The organism is Pseudomonas sp. RA_15y_Pfl1_P11, assembly GCF_963970975.1.
In the GTDB taxonomy this organism is placed as follows: domain Bacteria; phylum Pseudomonadota; class Gammaproteobacteria; order Pseudomonadales; family Pseudomonadaceae; genus Aquipseudomonas; species Aquipseudomonas tritici.
Window position 1 is genome coordinate 1 of sequence record NZ_CAXAOY010000010.1, and the last position, 22,000, is coordinate 22,000.

22 protein-coding genes and 2 pseudogenes are annotated in these 22,000 nt (G+C 61.6%); 15 read left to right on the forward strand and 9 right to left on the reverse strand.

What is annotated here, in order from left to right; genetic code table 11:
• Window positions 1–1,247, forward strand: a 1,247-nt coding sequence (locus tag AACY44_RS14395; protein ID WP_339530475.1) for an ATP-binding cassette domain-containing protein, incomplete at its 5' end; no start/stop codon positions are given.
• A gap of 9 nt (window positions 1,248–1,256) precedes the next feature.
• Window positions 1,257–2,225, forward strand: coding sequence for an L-arabinose ABC transporter permease AraH (gene araH / locus AACY44_RS14400; RefSeq protein WP_339419704.1), 969 nt, complete (start codon window positions 1,257–1,259; stop codon window positions 2,223–2,225).
• A gap of 53 nt (window positions 2,226–2,278) precedes the next feature.
• Here the strand turns inward: araH and AACY44_RS14405 are convergent, their stop codons facing one another.
• Window positions 2,279–3,427, reverse strand: coding sequence for an aldose epimerase family protein (locus tag AACY44_RS14405; protein WP_339436503.1), 1,149 nt, complete (start codon window positions 3,425–3,427; stop codon window positions 2,279–2,281).
• A gap of 136 nt (window positions 3,428–3,563) precedes the next feature.
• Here AACY44_RS14405 and AACY44_RS14410 point away from each other — a divergent pair, with 136 nt between their 5' ends.
• Window positions 3,564–4,331 carry an SDR family NAD(P)-dependent oxidoreductase gene (locus AACY44_RS14410; RefSeq protein WP_339419706.1) on the forward strand — a complete coding sequence of 256 codons (768 nt, stop codon included), beginning with the start codon at window positions 3,564–3,566 and terminating at the stop codon, window positions 4,329–4,331.
• Window positions 4,332–4,471: 140 nt separating this feature from the next.
• Here the strand turns inward: AACY44_RS14410 and AACY44_RS14415 are convergent, their stop codons facing one another.
• On the reverse strand, window positions 4,472–5,068 hold the full coding sequence (locus tag AACY44_RS14415) for a glutathione S-transferase family protein (RefSeq protein WP_339419707.1): 597 nt from the start codon (window positions 5,066–5,068) through the stop codon (window positions 4,472–4,474).
• 80 nt (window positions 5,069–5,148) lie between these two features.
• Complete coding sequence (locus tag AACY44_RS14420; RefSeq protein ID WP_339428131.1) at window positions 5,149–6,147, reverse strand: AraC family transcriptional regulator; 999 nt, start codon at window positions 6,145–6,147, stop codon at window positions 5,149–5,151.
• A gap of 65 nt (window positions 6,148–6,212) precedes the next feature.
• On the opposite strand from AACY44_RS14420, the gene AACY44_RS14425 reads away from it, so the two are divergent.
• Entirely contained in the window at window positions 6,213–7,436 is a 1,224-nt protein-coding gene (locus tag AACY44_RS14425; protein WP_339530478.1) for an MFS transporter, read from the forward strand.
• Window positions 7,437–7,539: 103 nt separating this feature from the next.
• Window positions 7,540–8,373, forward strand: coding sequence for a glutathione-dependent disulfide-bond oxidoreductase (gene yghU / locus AACY44_RS14430; RefSeq protein WP_339428127.1), 834 nt, complete (start codon window positions 7,540–7,542; stop codon window positions 8,371–8,373).
• A gap of 295 nt (window positions 8,374–8,668) precedes the next feature.
• On the opposite strand, the gene AACY44_RS14435 is transcribed toward yghU, so the two are convergent.
• Window positions 8,669–8,977: a DUF6124 family protein gene (locus AACY44_RS14435; protein ID WP_339530479.1), complete on the reverse strand. Its 309-nt coding sequence runs from the start codon at window positions 8,975–8,977 to the stop codon at window positions 8,669–8,671.
• Between the two features lie 345 nt (window positions 8,978–9,322).
• A complete protein-coding gene (locus AACY44_RS14440; RefSeq protein ID WP_339530481.1) occupies window positions 9,323–10,372 on the reverse strand; it encodes a LacI family DNA-binding transcriptional regulator in 1,050 nt (349 codons plus the stop codon).
• Between the two features lie 162 nt (window positions 10,373–10,534).
• Between AACY44_RS14440 and AACY44_RS14445 the strand changes: the two genes are divergently transcribed.
• Genes AACY44_RS14445 through AACY44_RS14460 form a run of 4 tightly spaced genes read left to right on the forward strand, consistent with a single transcriptional unit; the run spans window position 10,535 to window position 13,997 of the window.
• On the forward strand, window positions 10,535–11,629 hold the full coding sequence (locus AACY44_RS14445; RefSeq protein WP_339428120.1) for a fatty acid desaturase family protein: 1,095 nt from the start codon (window positions 10,535–10,537) through the stop codon (window positions 11,627–11,629).
• A gap of 28 nt (window positions 11,630–11,657) precedes the next feature.
• On the forward strand, window positions 11,658–11,978 hold the full coding sequence (locus AACY44_RS14450; RefSeq protein WP_339419721.1) for a MocE family 2Fe-2S type ferredoxin: 321 nt from the start codon (window positions 11,658–11,660) through the stop codon (window positions 11,976–11,978).
• A 2-nt stretch (window positions 11,979–11,980) separates the two neighbouring features.
• The gene (locus tag AACY44_RS14455) at window positions 11,981–13,180 is read left to right on the forward strand and encodes an NAD(P)/FAD-dependent oxidoreductase (protein ID WP_339456129.1); all 1,200 of its coding nucleotides are present in this window, start codon (window positions 11,981–11,983) and stop codon (window positions 13,178–13,180) included.
• Between the two features lies 1 nt (window position 13,181).
• The gene (locus AACY44_RS14460; RefSeq protein WP_339419723.1) at window positions 13,182–13,997 is read left to right on the forward strand and encodes a sugar phosphate isomerase/epimerase family protein; all 816 of its coding nucleotides are present in this window, start codon (window positions 13,182–13,184) and stop codon (window positions 13,995–13,997) included.
• 178 nt (window positions 13,998–14,175) lie between these two features.
• Here AACY44_RS14460 and AACY44_RS14465 read toward each other — a convergent pair whose 3' ends face one another.
• Window positions 14,176–15,048, reverse strand: coding sequence for an undecaprenyl-diphosphate phosphatase (locus tag AACY44_RS14465; protein ID WP_339419724.1), 873 nt, complete (start codon window positions 15,046–15,048; stop codon window positions 14,176–14,178).
• A gap of 179 nt (window positions 15,049–15,227) precedes the next feature.
• Between AACY44_RS14465 and AACY44_RS14470 the strand changes: the two genes are divergently transcribed.
• Together AACY44_RS14470 and AACY44_RS14475 are read left to right on the forward strand one after the other, a co-directional pair.
• On the forward strand, window positions 15,228–15,734 hold the full coding sequence (locus tag AACY44_RS14470; protein ID WP_339419726.1) for a GNAT family N-acetyltransferase: 507 nt from the start codon (window positions 15,228–15,230) through the stop codon (window positions 15,732–15,734).
• A 42-nt stretch (window positions 15,735–15,776) separates the two neighbouring features.
• Window positions 15,777–15,929: a hypothetical protein gene (locus AACY44_RS14475; protein ID WP_339428118.1), complete on the forward strand. Its 153-nt coding sequence runs from the start codon at window positions 15,777–15,779 to the stop codon at window positions 15,927–15,929.
• 5 nt (window positions 15,930–15,934) lie between these two features.
• On the opposite strand, the gene AACY44_RS14480 is transcribed toward AACY44_RS14475, so the two are convergent.
• On the reverse strand, window positions 15,935–16,870 hold the full coding sequence (locus AACY44_RS14480; RefSeq protein ID WP_339419730.1) for a GlxA family transcriptional regulator: 936 nt from the start codon (window positions 16,868–16,870) through the stop codon (window positions 15,935–15,937).
• Window positions 16,871–17,043: 173 nt separating this feature from the next.
• Between AACY44_RS14480 and AACY44_RS14485 the strand changes: the two genes are divergently transcribed.
• The 3 genes from AACY44_RS14485 (at window position 17,044) to AACY44_RS14495 (ending at window position 19,551) form a co-directional block, all read left to right on the forward strand.
• On the forward strand, window positions 17,044–17,673 hold the full coding sequence (locus AACY44_RS14485; RefSeq protein WP_339419732.1) for a TetR/AcrR family transcriptional regulator: 630 nt from the start codon (window positions 17,044–17,046) through the stop codon (window positions 17,671–17,673).
• Window positions 17,670–18,347, forward strand: a complete 678-nt coding sequence (locus AACY44_RS14490; RefSeq protein WP_339419734.1) for a type 1 glutamine amidotransferase domain-containing protein — start codon at window positions 17,670–17,672, stop codon at window positions 18,345–18,347. Before AACY44_RS14485 ends, AACY44_RS14490 begins: the two co-directional genes overlap by 4 nt.
• Window positions 18,348–18,426: 79 nt before the next feature.
• A complete protein-coding gene (locus AACY44_RS14495; RefSeq protein ID WP_339530485.1) occupies window positions 18,427–19,551 on the forward strand; it encodes an alkene reductase in 1,125 nt (374 codons plus the stop codon).
• Between the two features lie 526 nt (window positions 19,552–20,077).
• Here AACY44_RS14495 and AACY44_RS14500 read toward each other — a convergent pair.
• On the reverse strand, window positions 20,078–21,076 hold the full coding sequence (locus AACY44_RS14500; RefSeq protein WP_339428116.1) for an NAD(P)H-quinone oxidoreductase: 999 nt from the start codon (window positions 21,074–21,076) through the stop codon (window positions 20,078–20,080).
• Window positions 21,073–21,762: pseudogene (locus AACY44_RS14505) on the reverse strand (YbfB/YjiJ family MFS transporter); the annotation flags it as partial. The gene AACY44_RS14500 and the pseudogene AACY44_RS14505, both read right to left, overlap by 4 nt.
• Between AACY44_RS14505 and AACY44_RS14510 the strand changes: the two are divergent.
• A pseudogene (locus AACY44_RS14510) lies at window positions 21,761–21,993 on the forward strand (LysR substrate-binding domain-containing protein); the annotation flags it as partial. The pseudogenes AACY44_RS14505 and AACY44_RS14510 sit on opposite strands and share 2 nt — an antisense overlap.
• Between the last annotated feature and the right edge of the window lie 7 nt (window positions 21,994–22,000).

Sequence of the window (22,000 nt, forward strand, 5' to 3'; positions counted from 1 at the left end):
ACCAGGAGCTGCATCTGGTGCCGGAAATGACCGTGGCCGAGAACCTGTTCCTCGGGCATTTGCCGTCGCGTTTTGGGGTGGTCAATCGGGCGCGGCTGCGCAAGCAGGCGTTGGCTTGCCTCAAGGGGCTGGCGGATGAAATCGACCCGGATGAAAAGCTCGGCCGCCTGTCCCTGGGCCAACGCCAACTGGTGGAAATCGCCAAGGCGTTGTCCCGTGGCGCGCATGTGATAGCGTTTGATGAACCCACCAGCAGCCTGTCGGCGCGGGAGATCGACCGCTTGATGGCGATCATCACGCGCCTGCGCGATGAGGGCAAAGTGGTGCTCTACGTGTCGCACCGCATGGAGGAAGTGTTCCGCATCTGCAACGCGGTCACGGTGTTCAAGGATGGCCGCTACGTGCGCACCTTCGAGGACATGAGCGCGCTGACCCACGACCAGTTGGTGACCTGCATGGTCGGGCGCGATATCCAGGACATTTACGACTATCGCCCGCGTGAGCACGGCGAGGTCGCGCTCAAGGTCGATGGCCTGCTCGGCCCCGGCCTGCGTGAGCCGATCAGTTTCAACGTGCGCAAGTGCGAGATTCTCGGCTTGTTCGGGTTGGTGGGGGCTGGGCGTACCGAGTTGTTCCGCCTGCTCAGCGGCTTGGAGCGTGCGGGCGCCGGTCAACTGGAGCTCTGCGGTCAAGCACTGCAACTGCGCTCACCGCGCGATGCCATCGCCGCGGGCGTGCTGCTGTGCCCGGAAGACCGCAAGAAGGAAGGCATCATTCCGCTGTCCAGCGTCGCCGAGAACATCAATATCAGCGCACGCAGCACGCACTCCCGGTTCGGCTGGCTGTTGCGCGAGGGGTGGGAGAAGGGCAACGCCGACCAGCAAATCAAGGCGATGAAGGTCAAAACGCCCAACGCGGCGCAGAAAATCATGTACCTGTCCGGCGGCAATCAGCAGAAGGCCATTCTTGGCCGCTGGCTGTCGATGCCGATGAAAGTCCTGCTGCTGGACGAGCCGACCCGTGGCATCGATATCGGCGCCAAGGCCGAGATCTACCAGATCATCCATAACCTCGCCGCCCAAGGCATTGCAGTCATTGTGGTGTCCAGCGACCTGATGGAAGTGATGGGCATCTCCGACCGCATCCTGGTGCTGTGCGAAGGCGCACTGCGGGGTGAGCAAACCCGCGAGCACGCGACTGAATCCAACCTGCTGCAACTGGCTTTGCCGCGCAGCCTGGCGAACTGAGAGACGACTATGACAACCCAAGACAACGCGTTGCCCTCGGCACGCAAACCCCTGGACATGCGCGCACTGCTCGACAACTGGGCGATGCTGCTGGCCGCGGTGGGCATCTTCCTGCTGTGCGCCTTGCTCATCGACAACTTCCTCTCGCCGCTGAACATGCGCGGTCTGGGCCTGGCGATTTCCACGGTGGGCATCGCCGCCTGTACCATGTTGTTTTGCCTGGCGTCGGGGCACTTCGACTTGTCGGTGGGCTCGGTAATTGCCTGCGCCGGGGTGGTGGCGGCGATTGTGATGCGCGACACCGACAGCGTCATGCTCGGTATCGGCGCCGCCTTGCTGATGGGCCTGGTTGTGGGGCTGATCAATGGCATCGTGATTGCCAAGCTGCGGGTCAATGCGCTGATTACCACGCTGGCGACCATGCAGATCGTGCGCGGGCTGGCGTATATCTTCGCCAACGGCAAGGCGGTGGGGGTGTCCGAGGAGCAGTTCTTTATCTTCGGTAACGGCCAACTGCTGGGCGTGCCGGTGCCGATCCTGATTACCATCCTGTGCTTCGTGTTTTTCGGCTGGCTGCTCAATTACACCACTTATGGGCGCAACACCTTGGCCATCGGCGGCAACCCGGAAGCGGCGTTGCTGGCGGGTGTAAACGTTGATCGCACCAAGATCCTGATATTTGCCGTGCACGGTGTGATCGGCGCCCTGGCCGGGGTGATCCTGGCCTCGCGCATGACCTCCGGCCAGCCGATGATCGGCCAGGGTTTTGAGCTGACGGTGATCTCGGCGTGTGTGTTGGGCGGGGTGTCGTTGAGTGGTGGTGTTGGCATGATTCGCCATGTGATTGCCGGCGTGTTGATTTTGGCGATCATTGAGAACGCGATGAACCTGAAGAACATCGACACGTTTTATCAGTACGTGATTCGCGGCTCGATCCTGCTGCTGGCGGTGGTCATCGACCGCATGAAACAACGCTGAGTCATGCCATGTGACGATTAAATGCGGGAGCGGGCAAGCCCGCTCCCACATTTTTAATCGGCGGAGAATTTGAAAATGGTGTTCTGGGTGTAAGTCTGCCCTGGATTCAAACGGGTAGACGCAAACTTCGGCTGATTAGGCGCATCCGGAAAATGCTGGGTCTCCAACGTGAAACCGCTCCAGTGCAGATACGTCTTCCCCGCTTTGCCCTTCACCGAACCATCGAGGAAGTTGCTGGTATAGAACTGCACACCGGGCTCTGTGGTGTAGAGCTGCAACCGCCGCCCCGACTCAGGATCATGCACTTGGGCAGCCAACTGTTTCACGTCACCCTTGGTATCGAGTGCCCAGTTGAAGTCAAACCCGCCCTGTTTCGGCTCGGCGAACTTGAGCTGCGGGTGATCGTCCTTGATGTGCTGGCCGATCGGCGTCGGTTTCAGGAAGTCCATCGGCGTGCCTTTCACCGACGCGATTTCGCCGGTTGGAATCAAGGTGGCGTTCACCGGCGTGTAATGGCTGGCGTGCAGGGTCGCCACCTGCTTGAGAATGTCACCATTCCCCGCACCGGCGAGGTTGAAGTAGCTGTGGTTGGTAAGGTTGAGCACCGTGGGTTTATCGGTGGTGGCCTTGTAGTCGATGTGCAGTTCGTTTTTCTCGTTGAGGCTGTAGGTGACCTCGGTTTTCAGGTTGCCGGGAAAGCCCATTTCACCGTCCTTGGACAGGTAGGTGAGGGTCACGCCGACCGAGTCCTTGCCCTTGACCTGTGCGGCCTTCCACACCTGTTTGTCGAAGCCCTGGGCGCCGCCATGCAGTGAGTTGGGACCATCGTTGAGCGGCACCTGGAAGCGCTTGCCGTCGAGCTCAAAGGCACCGCCGGCCAAGCGGTTGCCGAAGCGCCCGATGGTCGCGCCGAAAAACGCCGTGCCGGCCTGGTAGCCTTGCACGTCGTCAAAGCCCAGCACCACGTCGTCGACCTTGCCGTTTTTGTCCGGCACTTTCAGCGACTGCAACACGCCGCCGTAGGTGATCACCGTGGCTTGCATGCCATGGCTGTTGCGCAAGATGTACTGCTCGACGGCGGTGCCGTCGTTGGTTTTACCGAAAGGCTTGTGTTCACTGGAGAGGCCTGCGGCGTGAGCCCCGCCACTGGCGATTAATACGGACATGGCGAGACCTGACAGCAGATAACGAGGGGGCTTCATGGTCGAACTTCCTTTTGTTGTTTTGAGTGGAATAGTTCTACTAATAGCGATATTTTGTCGTTATGACAGCGAATTTATAGCCTTAAAAGCCGTTTTTGCAAAATAAAATAAGACTAATTGAGCGAGGCAAGATGTTATGAGTACTCAACACGCCGTGTATCCCGACCTTGAAGGCAAAACCGTCCTGATCTCCGGAGGTGCCTCAGGGATCGGCGAATTCATGGTGCGGGCCTTCGCCGCCCAGGGCGCCAAGGTGGGCTTTGTCGACCGCGCGCAAAGCCAGGGCGAACGCCTCGCGGCGCTGCTCAGTTCCCGCGGGCACACTGTGGAGTTCGTGAACTGCGACATCACCGACGAGATTGCCTACAAAGCCGCCATCGCTCGTTTCGAACACTCTCTGGGGCCGATCACCGTGCTGGTAAACAACGCCGCCAATGACGTGCGTCACACCCTGGAAGAAATCGACTCGGAAATGTTCGACAGGCTGATCTCCGTCAACCTCAAACACGCTTTCTTCGCCGCCAAGGCCGTGGTGCCCATGATGAAAAGCGCCGGTAGCGGCTCGATCATCAACCTCGGCTCGGTCGGCTGGATGATGGCATCCGCCGGCTACCCGGTGTACGCCGCCAGCAAGGCCGCCGCCCACGGCATGACCCGCGCGCTGGCTCGCGAACTGGGGCCGAGTCGCATCCGCGTGAACACGCTGGTGCCGGGTTGGGTGATGACAGAGAAACAACTGGCGATGTGGGTCGACGATGCCGCCAGGGAACTGATCAGCCGCAGCCAGTGTTTGCCGGGCAGTGTGCTGCCGGAACACATCGCCAATATGGCGTTGTTTCTTGCTTCCGATGCGTCGGCGATGTGTTCGGCGCAGAATTTTATTGTGGATGGCGGCTGGGTTTAGGCAGGGCTAGCTAACTTCATAACGACGCAGGCCAAAGGTGGCAGCGGGCTTGCTCGCGAAAGCTGTGTGTCAGTCACCGGATTATTTGACTGATCCACCGCATTCGCGAGCAAGCCCGCACCCCCTTGAGACGATGGTGTTTATTCGATCGGGTACTGCTTGAAAGCCGGGTGCTGCTCCAGGCGCTCGGCGTGGCGCTTCACGTTGGGAAACGTATCCGCCTTGACCACCGACGCCACGGTTAACTGGCTGAACGACCAGGCCACCGCCGCTGTAATCGAAGCCTGAGTCAGCGCCTCGCTGTCGGCCAGTTGCTTGTCGAGCAGCGAATAAGCCGCCAGCAATTGGCCGGTGACACGCTCCAGCCACGGCGCATGCAGTTTCTCGGCCGGGCGCAGCTTGTGCTCATACACGATCTGCACGCTCTTCTCACAGGCCGCCAGCGCCAGCCCAAGCACATGCAAGTCATGGGCGCGCGCGGCGGGCTGCGGGGGCAGCAGCTTTTTGTCAGCCGGGGCGAGGGTTTCCAGGTAGTCCAGGATCAGGCTGGAATCCATTAGCGCCGTGCCATCGTCCAGCACCAGGGTCGGGGCCTTGACCACCGGGTTGATCTGCGCGAATTCGTTGAAGGTGCGAAACACCGACAGCGGTTCATGCACGAAATCCACGCCGTACAGCTCCAGGGAGATCGCCACGCGGCGTACGTAAGGCGAGTCCAGCATGCCGATCAGTTTCATGAAACCTCCATTGCTTGCTACGTGGTGAGCTCAAGAGAGTAAGGGCGCGGGATCAGCCTGCGCAATGGCTTGGCGCTGTTTCATGCCGGGCTCCTGGAGCCCTGGCGGCTGGCTCCAGGTGGCTGGCCGGTGATGCGCTTGAATGCGCGACTGAACGCCGCCTGGGAGGTATAGCCCAGGCGCAGCGCCACTTCTTCGATGGGCAAGCGCTCCAGCGTCAACCATTGGCTGGCCAGGCGCATGCGCAATTGCGTCACGTAGCGCAGCGGCGGAAGACCCAGGGTGGCTTGGAAGCGTTCGGCGAACACCGAACGGGAGGTATGACTGTGCGCGGCCAACTCGGCCACGCTCCAATCGCGGCCTGGTTGCTGATGCAGGGCAAGCAGGGCCCCGGCCAGCCGTGCGTCGCGCAACGCTGCCACCAGCCCCGATGCATTGCCGCAGGCGCATTCCACCCAACCCCGCACGATCATGGCGGCCACCACATCGGCCAGGCGCGCGAGGATGCCCGAGTAGCCGACGCGAGCACTGGCGACTTCGCGCTCCATCACCGCCAGGATCGGCATCAGGCCGGGGTAGCGCTGGCCCTTGGTATCGATCAGCATCAAGGCCGGCATCAGGCTGCCGAGCCCCTGGATACTGCCGATTTCGAACTCCATGCAGGCGCTGAACAGCAACGTATTGGGGGGCGTGTCGGGCGATGCATCCACGGCGCAGACGGTATCGCCCAGCGGGGTGGCGTCAAATCGGCTGATGTCCTGCACAGCGACATCCGCCGTGGACAACAGCGCATGTGCGCCGCCGTGGGAGATGAACACGGCATTGCCCGCCGACAATTCAAACAGGCTGCCGTCGTCGGTGCGCAGGGTGGCCACACCTGCGGCGAGGAAATGGAAGTAGGCGTGACCGGGTTTGGCGTCGAAGCCCATGCCGAAGCGGGGTCCGGCCTGAATGCGCTGGTACTGCACCCCGCGCAGGCGCATGCCGCGCAGCAGTTCATCGATAAGGTCGGACGACAGATTGAACGGGGCCGGTGCAGTCATGTTCGGGGTTTCGGTCAAAAACTCAAGGGTTTGCATCATAGATCATCCGGGTTGGCGAACCTAGACTGGCGGTCGCGCTAATTTCCTGAGGATGTCGTGTGATGAATGATTGTGTAGCTCAAGCCTCTATCCGTTCCAAGGCGGAGCCCGCTACCCCGGCCTGGATGGCGGTGTTTTCCCTGGCCATGGGGGTATTCGGGTTGTTGACGGCAGAATACCTGCCGGCCAGCCTGCTGACGCCGATGGCGATGGACCTTGGGGTGTCGGAGGCCCTGGCTGGTCAGGCTGTAACCGTGACGGCAGTGGTGGCGTTGTTCGCTGGCTTGCTGGTGCCCGGCCTGACGCGCGGGATCGACCGGCGCGTGGTGCTGCTGGGGTTTTCCATGCTGATGATCGCGTCCAACGTGTTGGTGGCGCTGTCTTCGAACCTGGCGGTGCTGCTGTTGATGCGCATCCTGCTGGGCGTCGCCCTGGGTGGTTTCTGGAGTATGGCGGCAGCGGTGGCGATGCGCCTGGTGCCGGCGTCGCTGCTGCCCCGTGCGCTGTCGATCATCTTCAGTGGCATAGCGGTGGGCACGGTGGTTGCCGTGCCGCTGGGCAGCTACCTCGGCGATGTGTATGGCTGGCGCAGTGCGTTTGTGGCCGCGGCCGCCGTTGGCGTGGTGACGTTGGCGTTCCAGCTGCTCACGCTGCCACGCCTGGCTCCCACTGGCAGTGCACGGCTGCGCACGGTATTGGATGTGCTGCTGCGCCCTGGCATCGCCATCGGCATGTTTGCCTGCGTATTGGTACACACCGCGCACTTCGCGCTGTTCACCTACATTCGGCCATTCCTGGAAAGCACCACGGGCGTGCAGACTCAAGGGCTGGCCTTGATGCTGCTGGGGTTCGGCGCCGCTAACTTCGTCGGCACGCTGCTGGCCGGTTGGTTGCTGGTGCGCTATCCGCGCGGCACATTGGTGTTGATGCCGGTATTGGTCGGCGTTGCGGCGCTCGCCCTGGTGCTGTTGCCTGCCTCTCTGCCAGGCCAGGCGCTGCTGCTGGCGCTGTGGGGCATGGCCTTTGGCGGGGTGCCCGTGGCGTGGTCGAACTGGGTGGCTCGCGCCGTGCCGGATCAAGCTGAAAGTGCGGGTGGCATGGTCGTGGCTTCGGTGCAGTCAGCCATCGCGGCGGGGGCGGCCGGTGGGGGCGCGATGTTCAGTGTCAGTGGCATTGCCGGTGTGTTTCTCGGCGCCGGGGTACTGATGTTGTTGGCAGCCTTGTTGATTGCGCTACGGGTACACGTGCCGCGCAATGGCGCCGCTGGCGTACCGCTGCATCTTTGAACCGGCCTTGCGGATGGGCCGGCATTCACTGTGTGACGCTCCAGCAACGTTTGGTTTAGTCTGGAGCACTACGTCGATCGAAAACGCCTCTGGAGCAGTCAGCATGACCGAGTACGTACCCCCGAAAGTGTGGACCTGGGACACCGAAAGCGGCGGCACTTTCGCCAGCATCAACCGACCGATTGCCGGGGCAACCCACGACAAGGCGCTGCCGGTGGGAGGGCACCCGCTGCAGCTGTATTCCCTGGCCACGCCCAATGGGCAGAAGGTCACCCTCTTGCTGGAAGAGCTGCTGGCCCTGGGGCACAGCGGGGCGGAATACGATGCCTGGCTGATCAAGATCGGCGACGGCGACCAGTTCGGCAGCGGCTTTGTCGGGGTCAATCCCAACTCCAAGATCCCGGCATTACTGGACCGTAGCGGCGCCACGCCGATTCGTGTGTTTGAGTCGGGCGCGATTTTGCAGTACCTGGCGGAAAAGTTCGGCGCATTCTTCCCGACTGAGCCTGCGGCGCGTGCGGAATGCTTGTCGTGGTTGTTCTGGCAGATGGGCAGCGCACCTTACCTGGGCGGTGGTTTCGGGCATTTCTATGCGTATGCGCCGAGCAAGATGGAGTATGCGATCAATCGGTTTGCCATGGAGACCAAGCGTCAGCTGGATGTATTGGATCAGCGCCTGGCGGTAAGTGAATACATTGCTGGGGATGAGTACACCATCGCCGATATCGCGATCTGGCCTTGGTATGGCGGGTTGGTAAAAGGCCGTTTGTATGGCGCGGCGGAGTTTTTGGCGGTGCATGAGTACACGCATGTGTTGCGCTGGGCGGATGCGATTGAAGCGCGGCCGGCGGTGCAGCGGGGACGTAGGGTGAATCGGGTATCCGGCGAGCCTGCGGAGCAGTTGGCCGAGCGCCATTCTGCAAGCGACCTGGATTAAAAGCCTGACACAGTAAGAAGTGTGGGAGCTGAACGTGTCGCGGGGCGGGCTGTACAACAAGATTAGCCGGTTCGGCCTGAATGCCACGGGTTTTCGTGGCGGTTGAGATTCAACTGTGGGGGCTTGCCTGCGATAGCCATAGGTATCTACACATTTTCACTCTGACAGCTGCTACGCCGGTGGATGGCTCAAGATGTGTAGATACTTATGCTGCGATAGCAGTGTATCTGTACTGGGTAAGCTGGCTGACCGACCACCCTCGCAGGCAAGCCCGTTCCCACATTTTTGACCGCGATCAGGCAGCGGTGGATGAGGGCTTCAGGCTCTCGATGGAGCGGTCCACTGTGGTCCTGGCAATCTCCAGCAAATGCCACACCGCCAGAATCTTCGCCCGCTCGGGATTATCCAACGCTTCCCCACAATCCAACGCGGTGGCTGAAGCACTGTCGAGCAAACTGGCGGTGTAGAGCAAGGCATCTTCGAAACTCAGGTCGTCGTTGACCGAGTGAAAACCTTGGCTGGGCAGGTAGTGATCAATGGCGCGGTTGAAAGCGGCGCGGGCTTTTGCGGGATCTTGGGGTGGATCGGGTAGAACTTTGTTCATGGTGTAGTTCCTGTCTGATCAAGGAGCCGACACCTTTTGCGACTAAACAAAGGTGGCGACTGTACGCAGGTTAGTCGACCGGTCAGACAAGAAACCCGGCGCGCCCGAGGGCGCCCTGCGCACAGCCACCATAAAACTTCATGGGACCATGCGCCTGTCTGAATCCGGGCGACTAAACCCGATCACTGAATTGGCAGTGACGGACCGCAGACTAGCCACCGATTCCAGCAGGCACAAGGCGGCGAGGATTGTCTATGAAACGTCCTGCAATTAAAAGCGACCCGCCTTGCTGGCCCTTTACAAGCCATGACCCAATGCCACTAAAGGAAGTTTCCTACAGCGCACTCAGCCCCCCCTATTCTCCGACGTCACAATCTGCGGCGGTATAAGCACCCGATGCCGCACCGGATCGAACCCTTCGGCGCTCTGCAACGCCACCATCAACGCCACCAATGCCGCGGCCGTCCGCCCCGGCTGCGAGTCCATCACTACATCAATCAAACCCTGGCTCAACGCCTGGCGCGACAGCTCGGTCGACTCCTGCAAAATGCAACACAGCGCTGGTCGTTTGGGCAGTTGTGCCAAGGCACTGATGATGCCGTCACCGCCGCCGCCCACCACGCACAGCCCGCGCAGGTCGCTGTGACGGCTGATCAAGTCGAGGGTGGCTTCTTCGGTGATGTCGCAGTTATCCAGGTTGATCAGCGGCTCCAACGGCTTGAGCCCCGGCGCGTGCTCGGCGAGGTAGCTGTGCAGGCCTTCGACCCGTGCCTGGTGGCCGAGAAAGCGGTGGCCGCCGAGCAAGATCCCCACGCTGCCTTTGCGTGCGCCGCAGGTACGGGCGAGCAACCAGCCCATGGTGCGGCCGACCACGTGGTTGTCCTGGCCCACATAGGGCTCATCGGCGTGTTCGTGGATATCCGAAAGCAGGGCGACCACCGGCACGCCGGCTGCGCGGATCTGCGCCAGGCAGGCGTTGATCATTGGGTGGGCAAAACTGACCACCGCGAGGCTATCGCACTGCACGGCCAACTGTTCGATTTGCGCGACGATGGCGCTGGGCGTGCGATCGATGATGTATTCGAACTGGCACGTAAGGTTGGCACCGGCATGCTGCTCGGCTGCATCGCTGATGGCACGGGCCAGGTTGGCGTAGAACGCCTGGGCGGTGCCCAGCAACAGGATGCCTAGGCGGTAGGTCGGGCGCCGTTCGCGAATGCGCTGGCCAATCAGCCGCGCGGCAAAGTAACCCACGGCTTCGGCGGCCTGGAACACCTGTTCGGCGGTGTCGGGATTGACCGGCGCACGCGCATTCAATACGCGGTCGACGGTGGCCACACTCAGCCCGGCCTGGGCGGCAACGGTGGCAATGGTTGGGCGTTTATTGTTGTTCATGACAAGCCCCTTGAGCGTCTTGATAGAAAACTATCAAGCCCCGCTGGGCCTGGATGATAGCTTGATAGGGAATGGATTCAAGGCCTTGAGGGTGATTTAGGCGTTCTCTATCGTGGGTTTCACACAGCACCTGAAACCACCCGCTTGCGGAGAACAATAACAATGCCTGAACACACCGCTCATCCCGCCCGGCGCGACTACAGCCTCACCGGCCCCGAAGCCGCCCGCGCCTTTGATAAAGGCCTGGTCTCGGCCAGTTGGTATCAGTCGCCGGTTTCCCGAAAACGCATGAAAGCACTGATGCAGCGTCGCGACGGCCCGGCCTTGCTCGACACTGCCATTTGGGTGACCGCGCTGTTCGCCACTGGTTTTGGCGGCTACTGGTTCTGGGGCACCTGGGCCTGCGTGCCGTTCTTCCTGGCCTATGGCGTGCTGTACGGCACCGCGTCCAACCCGCGCTGGCACGAAACCGGCCATGGCACGGCGTTCAAAACCCGTTGGATGAATGACGTGCTGTACCAGGTTGCAAGCTTTATGTGCATCTTCGAGCCCCATGTGTGGCGTTGGAGCCATGCCCGTCATCACACCGACACCATCGTCGTCGGTCGCGACCCTGAGATTGTCGAGCCGCGCCCACCGCGCTTCTCGATGATGTTCTTGAGCCTGTTCAATGTGCCCTTGGCCTGGAAGACGTTCAGCGGCGTGGCGCGCCATACCGTCGGCAAGATGAGTGCCCAGGAGGCAGACTTTATCCCCGAGTCCGAATGGCCCAAGGTGTTCCGCGCGGCGCGTATCTGGGTCGGCATCTACGCGGTGGTCATCGGCACCGCCTTGTACCTGCACAGCTGGCTGCCGCTGATGCTGATTGGCCTGCCGAGTATCTACGGTGCCTGGCTGGGCTATATTTTCGGCCTCACTCAACACGTGGGCCTGGCCGAGGATGTGCTCGACCACCGCAGCAACTGCCGCACCATTTATATGAACCGTGTGCTGCGCTTTATCTACATGGACATGAACTACCACCTCGAACACCACATGTACCCGATGGTGCCGTATCACGCCCTGGCGCAATTGCACGAAGAAATACGCGGCGACTGCCCGGCGCCCTACACCGATCTGTTCGAGGCGTACAAGGAAATCCTGCCGACTATCTTGAAGCAGCGCAGCGACCCCAACCATTTCGTTCAGCGCCCGATACGCCCGCGTGCCGAACCGGCCGCCAATGCCCCCGTGCATGCAGAAGCCACTGCCGGCTGAACGCCTTCCAAGAACAAGAGAAAACGCCATGAACGATCAATGGATCGACGTCTGCGCCGTGGGCGAAATAGACGAAGAAGACGTGCTGCGCTTCGACCACGGGCCGCACACCTACGCGGTGTATCGCTCGGCCGACAATGAATTTTTTGCCACCGCGGGGCTGTGCACCCATGAGAAAATTCACTTGGCCGACGGCCTCGTGATGGACCACATCATCGAGTGCCCCAAGCACAACGGGCGCTTCGATTACCGCACCGGCAAGGCCCTGGGTGCGCCAGTGTGCGTCAACCTCAAGACCTACCCGGTGCGGGTCGAAGCGGGGCGGGTATTGCTCGCCGTCACGGCGTGATGATGAACGACGCTCTGATTATCGTCGGTGCCGGCCATGCCGGTGGCCGTGCGGCGCTGACCTTGCGCGAAGAAGGTTATACCGGGCGGCTGATCCTGATCGGCGATGAGCCGCACGTGCCCTACGAGCGGCCGCCGCTGTCCAAAGGCCTGTTGCAGGGCACAGCGGATTTGGCCGGGTGCAGCCTGTGCGACAGCGCGCGGCTGGCCGAGCTGGATATTGAGCATATCGCCGGTAATCCGGTGGCTCGCTTGGCGCCGCAACACCATCGCCTGCAACTCGCCGACGGCCAGTGGCTGCCGTATGCCGGTCTGCTGTTGGCCACTGGCGGCAGGGCACGACGATTGCCTCAGGCGCAGGCCAATGTGCTTTACCTGCGCACCCACGATGAGGCGCTGGCCTTGCGCAATGCCCTGAACCCCGGCACGCGGCTGGTGGTGGTGGGTGGCGGCTTTATCGGGCTGGAAGTGGCGGCGACAGCACGCGGCCTGGGCTGTGAGGTGACGGTACTGGAAGCTGGACCGCGCCTGGCGGGCCGGGTGTTGCCGGCGGTTATCTCCCGAGCGCTGCTGGATTTGCATCGTCGCCAAGGGGTGGATGTGCGTTTGAACGTGGCGCTGGAATCCATCCAGGCCGACGCCGTGCTGTTGGTGGACGGGCAGCGGTTGCCCTGCGACTGGGTGGTGGTCGGCATCGGCATGCAGCCCAACATCGAACTGGCCACGGCGGCCGGGCTGGACGTGGGGCAGGGCATTCGCGTCGATACGTACCTGCGCGCCAGCGCACCGGACATCTATGCCGCTGGCGATGTGTGCGAATTCCGCCTGGACGGCCTGTACCAACGCCAGGAAACCTGGCGCAATGCCGAAGCCCAAGGGCGGCATGCGGCGCTGAATATGTTGGGGCGCAATGTGCCGTTCGAGGCGCTCCCCGGTTTCTGGTCCGATCAGTACGATTGGGGGGTGCAGACCGTGGGTGTGATCACGCCGCTTACGGTCAGTCGGCCATTGCCGGGCGGCGGCTTGCTGCTGTTCTACCTGGATGCCGATCACCATCTGCAAGGTGCGTGCGGATGGGCGCCAGGCAACAGTGCGGCCAAGGACATCAAGCTGTGCGAACGCCTGATCTGCGCATGCACCCCGCTCAACGCGACCAGCCTGGCCGACCCCGAGCTGTCCCTCAAACACATCCTGCGAGGCTGATATGCGCCAATTCCTGGTGTTCCAATCCCTGTGGGCCATGCAAACCGAGCCCGGCCCCCTCGAAGCCCAACTCGAGCGCATCAAAGCCGCCGGTTTCGACGGCATCACCGACCATTACTTCAAGCCCGCCGACGTCTCGCGCCTGCACGCCGCCGCCACGGCCAGGGGCTTGCAGATCGAAGGCCAGCTGTTCCCGCAGTCGGTGGATGATCTGGCGGCCGCACTGGACGTAATCAGCCGCTACGGCTGCCACCACCTCACCCTGCAAGCCGACGTGCGCCCGCGCACTCAAACCGAGGCCGCACGGTTGGTCGAAGGCTGGCAGCGCCTGGCCGAGCAGGTGGACTTTCCGGTGCTGCTGGAAACCCATCGTTATCGGCTCACCAACGATCTGTTGTTCACCCTCGACCTGCTGGCACAGATGCCCGATTTGAAGCTGCTGGCCGACCTGTCCCACTACGTGGTCGGGCGTGAGTTGCCCGAGCCCGTTACTGCTGAAGATGACGAGCAGATCCGCACGATCCTGCGTCACAGCTGGGGCTTTCACGGCCGCGTGGCCAGCAGTGAACAGGTGCAGGTGTCGCTGGACTTTCCCCAGCATCAAGCCTGGGTACAGCGTTTTACCGAGTGGTGGCGCTACGGGATCGAAGACTGGCTGGCACGGTCCGATACGCCGCAAAGCCTGAGCTTCACCTGCGAACTGGGCCCGCCGCCCTATGCGATCACCGGCGCGGATGGGCGTGAGATCAGTGATCGCTGGGCGGAGGCGCTGAAGCTGCAGGCGTTGATTCGGCAGGTGTGGCACAGCTGTCAGTGATGACCTTGTACCCCCTCAGCAAAGGAACGCGATCTTCAAAACAAAGCAATTCCAGTGTGGGAGCGGGCTTGCTCGCGAAAGCGGTGTGTCAGTCACTGAATGAGTTGGCTGACACACCGCATTCGCGAGCAAGCCCGCTCCCACATTAGTTTTGCGGTGGTTTGCAAATAGCGTCAGTTCAACTCAGCAACCCGGTACTCACCGCCACAATCAGGAACACCCCCAGCAGCGCGCGATAAATCACGAACGGCCAGGTGGAGAATCGCTCCAAAAACTTCATCAGGCCCCAGATCGCAAAAAACGCCGAGATGCTCGCCACCACCAAACCAAAGATCAAATGCGGCCAGGCATGGGCCGGCATATCGGCATGCAGCAGCACCCACAGTTCTTTCAAACCGGCGAGGGCGATGGCGGGCAGGCCCAGCAGGAAAGAAAAGCGCGCCGCTTCCTCACGTTTGAAGTTGAGATACAGTGCCGCCGTCAGGGTGGAGCCGGAGCGCGACACCCCTGGAATCAACGCGCCAATCTGCGCCACTCCCACGATCAACGCATCCCGCAGGCGCATTTCACTCACCTCCCGGGTGTGGCGTGCACGGACGTCCGCCACTGCCATCAGCACCGCCATGACCACGCAGGAAATCCCGATCACCATCAGCCCACGCAACGGCGAGTTGCAGGCATTCAAGGTCGAAGACAACGCCAGGCCGGCGATGCCGATAGGAATGGTCGCCAGCACAATCGCCACCGCCAGCTTGAACCACCGGTCGTAGTAGTCACCCCGGCGCACCGCGCTGATGCTGCCGGTGGTCACTTGGCGTACATCGCGCCAGAAATAACTGACCACCGCGGCCAGTGCCGCCAACTGCATGGCTGCGGAAAACGCCGAGCCGGGGTCTTGCCAGCCGAGCAGGGCGGGTACTACGCGCATATGGGCGGTGGACGACACCGGCAGCAGTTCGGTAATGCCCTGGATCACGCCCAGGATGAAGATCTGCAGGTAGTCCAGGGAGGCAAAACCTACATCCAGGCCGGCGGTACAGACGTTTGTCAAAATACATGTCCTTGAAAAAGAGCGGCAATTTCGCGGAGTTTATTCGAAATGTTTCAAGGTCTCGGAAGGGGCAATGCCTTTTTGCATTCGGTTCAGCAAGTAGAAAGGTTGGCCACGCTATTGGACTGTGCTCAGGTTTTGTGAACAATGGCGCCCTGCGTTTTTTCACTGAGGGTCCCATGCCTGAAACCACCGTCGAATTGATCCAGACCGGCCCTGAAGAAGCCGAGCTGATCCGCAATCTCTACCAGTATTACGCCTATGAATCCTCGGACTGGGAACAGGAAGATGTCGAGGCGGACGGCCGTTTCTACATTCACGACGAACACCTGGCCCGCTATTGGCAAGACCCGCAATGGAGCGCCAACCTGCTGCTGGTCGATGGCTACATCGCCGGTTTCCTGCTGATCGAAGGCAGCGAACTGCCGGGTATCCACGCTCTGGAACTGGCTGACCTGTTCATCCTCAAGCGCTATCGGCGCAAAGGCATCGGCCGTGCCATCGCCAGCCAGGTGCTGTGCAGCGGCGAGGCGGATTGGCTGGTGCGCTTTTACGACCAGGATGAAGTGTCCCAGGCGTTCTGGCGCAGGGTGCTGGACAACCTGCCGCGCCCGGTACAGGCGATTGAGTTGGCGGATGATCCGCAGTTGGTGAGTTACCTGGTGACACGCGCGGTGTTGCACTAAGCGCGAGGTTGAACTTAAAGCAGGGGGGGGCGCCTCAGAGGCTTGTCGGTCAAAATGGTGTTCACCCCCCGTGGCAGCGGCATCTACGCCGTGCGTAATGCGTTCTGCCTGAACGACCCCAAGGGCACGGTGACCATCCGTGACCTGAACACTGGGGAAGCACTCAGCAGCGAAAGCCTTTACCACTGCCGCTAGACGCTCTAGCTTCTGAACAACGCCTGCTGCATCGCCTGCGGCGGCTGCCCGAACGCCCTGAGAAACGCCTGGCGCATGCGTTCGCGGTCACCAAACCCGGTCTCACGGGCCACCACTTCCACGGGATGACGACTGGTTTCCATCATCGCCCGCGCGGCCTCTACGCGCAGGGACTCGATGGCCTTGGCCGGCGTTTGCCCGGTTTCTTCGCGAAACACCCGGCTGAACTGGCGTGGACTGAGCCGGGCAACATCGGCCAGGGCTTCCACCGAGAGATCATGGGTCAGGTTCTCACGGGCATAGGCCAGGGCCAGTTGTACGCGGTCTGACTTGGGGTCCAGTTCCAACAGCGCCGACAACTGCGATTGTTCACTGCCCCGACGTTGGGCGATCACCAGCTTGCGTGCAATGCGTCGCGCGAGGTCGCTGCCCAGGTCGTTCTCCACCATCGCCAACGCCAAGTCCACCCCGGCGCTCATGCCGGCGCCGGTCCACACCTGGCCGTCGACGATGAACAGCTTGTCTTCTTCCAGGCGGATATCCGGATAGCGCTTGCGAAAGGCCGGCGCGTGAATCCAATGGGTGGTGGTGCGCTTGCCCTCCAGCAAGCCGGCTTCTGCCAGCACGAAGATGCCCATGCACAACGAGGCGACGCGTCGCGATTGGGCCGAGGCGGCCTTGACCAGTTCCAGCAGGTTCGCTTCCGGCAGGCGAAACTCCAGGTAGCCGCTGACGATCAGCGTGTCGTAGCCCTGCGGCCGGATCGGTAGGGTATTCACCGAGAACCCCTGGGAGGTCATCACCGCGCCGCCACTTTCCGACACCAGGTGAAACTCATAGGCCGGCTCGCCGCGCAGCAGGTTTGCGCACTCGAACACCGAGCCCAGGCTGAGGCTCAGGGATTGGAAGTTCGGGTAAACCATCAGCGCAACGCTGTGCATCGCATGTCTCCAGAAGCGTGGTAGGGGGGGATTGTCGGTGGCTGCCGGGAAAACGGCAACCGACTTTGCCGCATGTCCGGAATCCTTGCGGATCTGACATTGTGCGCGTTTTACCCGGCCCCTAACATTCACCCAACGAACGAGACGACTGGTCTAATCGGACGGGATGAAAAATGAGCCGCGAAACTAAAAGTGCAAGGCAGACGATTCTGGAAAGTGCGCAGCCGATTGTGGGCGCCAAAGGATTTTCTGCGGTGGGATTGAACGAAATACTTCAAGCCGCCGATGTGCCTAAAGGCTCGTTCTATCACTACTTCAACTCTAAAGATGCGTTCGGGGTGGTATTGCTCGATACCTATTTCGACAACTACTTGAACGCTATGGAACAGCTGTTCAATCAGCCGGACTTAACCCCGCACGCCAAGTTGATGCGCTATTGGCACAGCTGGATCGACAACCAGACCGGCGGCACCGACGCAGGCAAATGCCTTGCCGTCAAACTGGGTGCAGAGGTGTCAGACCTTTCAGAACCGATGCGCCTGGCCCTGCAGCGCGGCACCGCACGCACTATTGCGTTGCTCGCAATTGCCTTGCAACGCGGCATCGAAGACGGCTCGCTGAAGGTTGCGCAACACCCTGAAAGCCTGGCCCAGCGCCTGTATGCGTTGTGGCTGGGGACCAGCGTCATGAGCAAGATCACCCGTACTTGCGCGCCGTTCGACGAGGCGCTGTGGCTGACCCGACACCTGTTGGGCTGTCCTGAACACACTGACACTCACACCTATCGAGGCACTGGAAAATGAAAGTATTAATGGTACTGACCTCTCACGACCAGCTTGGCGATACCGGGCGCAAGACCGGCTTCTGGCTCGAAGAATTTGCTGCACCCTATTACGCGTTCAAGGACGCTGGCGCCGAAGTGGTACTGGCATCCCCGGCCGGCGGTCAACCGCCGCTGGACCCGGTGAGCGACCAGCCGGACGCCCAGACTGAACAGACCCACCGCTTCGCCGCCGATCCGGCTGCACAGCAGGCCCTGGCCAACACACTGAAACTGGAAACCGTCAACGCCGACGCCTTCGACACCGTGTTTTACCCAGGCGGCCACGGCCCGCTGTGGGACCTGGCGGAGTCACCGGTCTCGATTGCCCTGATCGAGTCCTTCGAACGCGCTGGCAAACCGATCGGTTTTGTCTGCCACGCACCGGGCGCGCTGCGTCACGTCAAGGCGGTCAATGGCGACCCGTTGATCAAGGGCCGTCGCGTCACCGGGTTCTCCAACTCGGAAGAAGCGGCGGTGGAGTTGACCGACGTGGTGCCGTTCCTGATTGAAGATGAGTTCAAGAAACTCGGCGGCCATTACGAGAAGGGCGCCGATTGGCATTCCTTTGTCATCACAGATGGCCTGTTGGTCACTGGGCAAAACCCTGGCAGTTCCAGCGATGTGGCCAAAGCCCTGCTCACACTCACCGCTTAACTAAATAAACCGCTGTATTCATTGGCGACTTTTATAAGTCGCCAATGCTTTAGCACGTCCGCAATTTGGAAAACCTTACATGACTGACACTGTACTAAGTACCCCGGTAAAACTGGGTCACCACATGTTAAACAACCGTATCGTCCTGCCGCCGTTGACGCGCCAGCGCAGCGCCCAGCCCGGCGATATCGCCACCGACTTGATGGCCGAGTATTACCGCCAGCGTGCCACGGCTGGTTTCATGGTCAGCGAAGGCACGCAGATCGAGCCGCGTGGCCAGGGTTATGCGTGGACGCCGGGCATTTACACCCCGGCGCAGATCGACGGCTGGCGCAAAGTCACCGACGCGGTGCACGCCGAAGGCGGGGTGATCTTTGCCCAGTTGTGGCACGTTGGCCGGGTCTCGCATAACGCGTTGCAGCCAGACGGCGCCGCACCTGTCGCGCCGTCGGCGATCCAGGCGCAGCAGGCCAAGGCCTTTATCGAAACCGGTCCTGGCGTGGGTGAGCTGAAGCAGCCGCCGGTACCGCGTGCTTTGAGCGCTCTTGAGGTCGAAGAGTTGGTCGGGCACTACGCCCAGGCCGCACGCAATGCACTGGATGCCGGGTTTGACGGGGTGGAAATCCATTCGGCGAATGGGTACCTGGTCAACCAGTTCATCTCGGCCCACGCCAATCAGCGTGACGATGAATACGGCGGCTCACTGCACAATCGCCTGCGCTTCCTGCGTGAAATCGTTGAGGCCGTGAGCGCCGTGGTTGGGCCGGAGCGCCTGGGTGTGCGCTTCTCGCCCTTGTTCAGTGGCACTGATCAGGATCGCGTGTACATCGGCCTGGTGGAAGAAGACCCGCATCACACCTATATCGAAGCGATCAAGGTGTTGGAAGAGTCAGGCATCGCCTATGTGTCCATCGCTGAAGCCGACTGGGACAACGCCCCAGTGTTGCCAGACACTTTCCGTGAAGCGGTGCGCAGCACCTTCAGTGGTCGCATCATCTACGCTGGCCGCTACACCGCTGAAAGCGGCGCTGCTCTGGTAGAAGCGGGGTTGGCGGACTTGATCGCATTCGGGCGGCCATTCATTGCCAACCCGGACCTGCCGCAACGGATTTTCAATGGGTGGCCGCTGAACCCGCTGAAGGCTGAGGGGCTTTACGGTGGGACGCAAGCCGGATACATCGACTACCCGGTGTACGCCGAGTAGCCCTGCGAAGGTGATCCATGTGGGCGCTGGCTTGCCTGCGATAGCTATGTGTCAGACGACCAGGATCGAGTGTATATCCGTTATTTAGGTAACGGCCACTTAGGGTTCCGCTCTTACAGCGGGTCACTTTTGGCAAACGCCCCAAAAGTAACCAAAAGGTCTTCGCCCCACCACTCGGCACCTCGCTTAGGCTCGGTGTGCCAGAACGCAGGCTTGAATCCGTGGGCCGCCGCAATGGGCCATCCTTGGCCCAGTGCGGCTAACCCGGCGTCCTGCCGGGTTACCCACGGATTCAAGCCTGCGTTCGGCCAGCGTGGTTGACGGGGCGCCTCAGATCAAAATCAAAAGCCAGGCGGCCTGACAGCCGACCTAGATTCTGTGTCGAACTCAGTTCAACGTGGGAGCTGGCTTGCCTGCGATAGCATCGACTCGGTTCAACTGAATGACCAAGGTGTCTGCATCGCAGGCAAGTCGAATCGTCGCACCGCAGCTCCCACACTGGATCTTCACAGGGCCAGGATCAGCGTCACTCCACCCGCAACACAATCTTCCCGATATGGTCCCCACCCTCCATCCGCGCATGCGCCTGGGCGGCGTCGGTGTAGGCGTACACCTTGTCGATGATCGGCAGGCACCGCCCGGCGGCCAGTACCGGCCAGATGTATTCGCGCAGTTGTTCGGCGATGGCAGCTTTTTCTTCTTTACTGCGTGCCCGCAGGAGTGAGCCGGTAATCACCGCGCGTTTGCCGAGAATGCTCAGCAGGTCGACGTCATTGGCCTTGGCGCCGCCGAGGAAGCCCAGCATCACCAAGTGACCGTCCATGGCCAAGGCCTTGAGGTTGTTGTTGAGGTAGGAGGCTCCCATGATGTCGAGGATCACATCGACGCCCTGGTTGTCGGTCTGCTGCGCGATGACTTCGGCAAAATCCTGCTCGCGATAATTGATAGGTTCAGCGCCCAGCTTGGCAATCGCGGCACATTTGTCGGCGCTGCCAGCGGTGGCAAACGCCTGGATGCCAAACTCGCGGCACAGCATCAAAGCGGTGGTGCCGATGCCGCTGGTGCCGCCGTGGATCAGCACGCGCTGACCGGTGTGCGCATCGCCAAGGCCGAACAGGTTGGCCCACACGGTGAAGAACGTTTCCGGTACGGCGGCGGCTTGAATCCAGTCCATACCCTCAGGGATCGGCAAGGCCTGGCCGGCCGGCACGCTGCAAAATTGCGCGTAACCACCGCCGTTGGTCAGGGCACAAACCTTGTCGCCCACCTGGTATTCGCTCACGCCTTCACCCAGCGCCACCACTTCACCGGCCACTTCCAGCCCGGGGATCGGGCTGAAGCCGGGTTTCATCGGGTATTTGCCGGCGCGTTGCAGGGCGTCGGGGCGGTTGACCCCGGCGGCATGCACGCGGATCAGGATTTCGCCGGGGCCTGCGACAGGCACCTCGGCGCGGCGCGGTTGCAGCACTTCAGGCCCGCCAGGGGTGGTGATTTCGATCAGGGTCATTTCTTGAGGAAGCGTCATTTCAGATTACCTGCAGCGATGAGCGTATGGGTTGGGACCGTACCGAGCGGTCGACGGTTCAGCAGGATCATGCTCAGTTCCAGTGCCAATGCGACCACAATGGCCCCGGCGGCGATCATGAACAACAGCGCATGCTGCCCGCCACTGCGGTTGAACAGTGCCGAATAGGCAAACCCGGAAAGGGCCTGGAACGTCGCGAAAGACGCCGTGGCGCGGCTCCATGCCACTTGTTGCTGGTGATGGTTGGGCAGCAACTCATGCACCCGCGCCAGTGCCAGCGGCACGATGCCCGGCGGGAAAGAACCGAGGATCACCGCGAGCGCCGCCAGGGCGGTAAACGAGCCGGCAAACGGCAGCAAGCCGAGCGCAATCGCCTGCACCACCAGCACCACGCGAATACTCAAGCGGGCCCCGAGTTTATCGGCGAGGAACCCGTAAGTCACCGGCCCCGCAATCGCGCCCAGGCCGTACATTACCCAGATCATCGCGCCGATGTGCGCGCCGTCTCCCAGGCCACGGGCCACGTAATCCACCAGGAACACCATCGCCGGCACCAAGCCCGCCGCCATAAAAGCGTATTGGGCGAACAACAGGTACACGCCAGAAGGTGTCGCTGCGCAAGTGTCTGCTCGTGCCGGTGCCTCATGCAGCTTACCGCTGGGCCAGGCGAACCAGCTCGCAACCGCGGCCCTCAGTTCAAGCCTGCTGTGCGCCGCTCTATTGCTGCGGGCATCGGCATCGGCGAAATCCCGGTGTACACCGGCGAACGTGACGGGCTGGTACGCCTGTGGCCCGACCGCACGCGGCCCTTGCCGTATGACGTGTGGCTGGTGACCCACGCCGATCTGCGCCACACCGCGCGAGTGCGGGTGGTGATCGATGAAATCGTCGCGGCATTTGCCGGTACGGGGGAGTGAGGTCAGC

Bases quoted from the DNA above. Each gene is read 5' to 3' on its own strand.
- araH (WP_339419704.1), top strand. From the start codon at position 1,257: ATGACAACCCAAGACAACGCGTTGCCCTCGGCACGCAAACCCCTGGAC.
- AACY44_RS14405 (WP_339436503.1), bottom strand. From the start codon at position 3,427: ATGAAGCCCCCTCGTTATCTGCTGTCAGGTCTCGCCATGTCCGTATTA.
- AACY44_RS14410 (WP_339419706.1), top strand. From the start codon at position 3,564: ATGAGTACTCAACACGCCGTGTATCCCGACCTTGAAGGCAAAACCGTC.
- AACY44_RS14415 (WP_339419707.1), bottom strand. From the start codon at position 5,068: ATGAAACTGATCGGCATGCTGGACTCGCCTTACGTACGCCGCGTGGCG.
- AACY44_RS14420 (WP_339428131.1), bottom strand. From the start codon at position 6,147: ATGCAAACCCTTGAGTTTTTGACCGAAACCCCGAACATGACTGCACCG.
- AACY44_RS14425 (WP_339530478.1), top strand. From the start codon at position 6,213: ATGAATGATTGTGTAGCTCAAGCCTCTATCCGTTCCAAGGCGGAGCCC.
- yghU (WP_339428127.1), top strand. From the start codon at position 7,540: ATGACCGAGTACGTACCCCCGAAAGTGTGGACCTGGGACACCGAAAGC.
- AACY44_RS14435 (WP_339530479.1), bottom strand. From the start codon at position 8,977: ATGAACAAAGTTCTACCCGATCCACCCCAAGATCCCGCAAAAGCCCGC.
- AACY44_RS14440 (WP_339530481.1), bottom strand. From the start codon at position 10,372: ATGAACAACAATAAACGCCCAACCATTGCCACCGTTGCCGCCCAGGCC.
- AACY44_RS14445 (WP_339428120.1), top strand. From the start codon at position 10,535: ATGCCTGAACACACCGCTCATCCCGCCCGGCGCGACTACAGCCTCACC.
- AACY44_RS14450 (WP_339419721.1), top strand. From the start codon at position 11,658: ATGAACGATCAATGGATCGACGTCTGCGCCGTGGGCGAAATAGACGAA.
- AACY44_RS14455 (WP_339456129.1), top strand. From the start codon at position 11,981: ATGAACGACGCTCTGATTATCGTCGGTGCCGGCCATGCCGGTGGCCGT.
- AACY44_RS14460 (WP_339419723.1), top strand. From the start codon at position 13,182: ATGCGCCAATTCCTGGTGTTCCAATCCCTGTGGGCCATGCAAACCGAG.
- AACY44_RS14470 (WP_339419726.1), top strand. From the start codon at position 15,228: ATGCCTGAAACCACCGTCGAATTGATCCAGACCGGCCCTGAAGAAGCC.
- AACY44_RS14480 (WP_339419730.1), bottom strand. From the start codon at position 16,870: ATGCACAGCGTTGCGCTGATGGTTTACCCGAACTTCCAATCCCTGAGC.
- AACY44_RS14485 (WP_339419732.1), top strand. From the start codon at position 17,044: ATGAGCCGCGAAACTAAAAGTGCAAGGCAGACGATTCTGGAAAGTGCG.
- AACY44_RS14490 (WP_339419734.1), top strand. From the start codon at position 17,670: ATGAAAGTATTAATGGTACTGACCTCTCACGACCAGCTTGGCGATACC.
- AACY44_RS14495 (WP_339530485.1), top strand. From the start codon at position 18,427: ATGACTGACACTGTACTAAGTACCCCGGTAAAACTGGGTCACCACATG.
- AACY44_RS14500 (WP_339428116.1), bottom strand. From the start codon at position 21,076: ATGACGCTTCCTCAAGAAATGACCCTGATCGAAATCACCACCCCTGGC.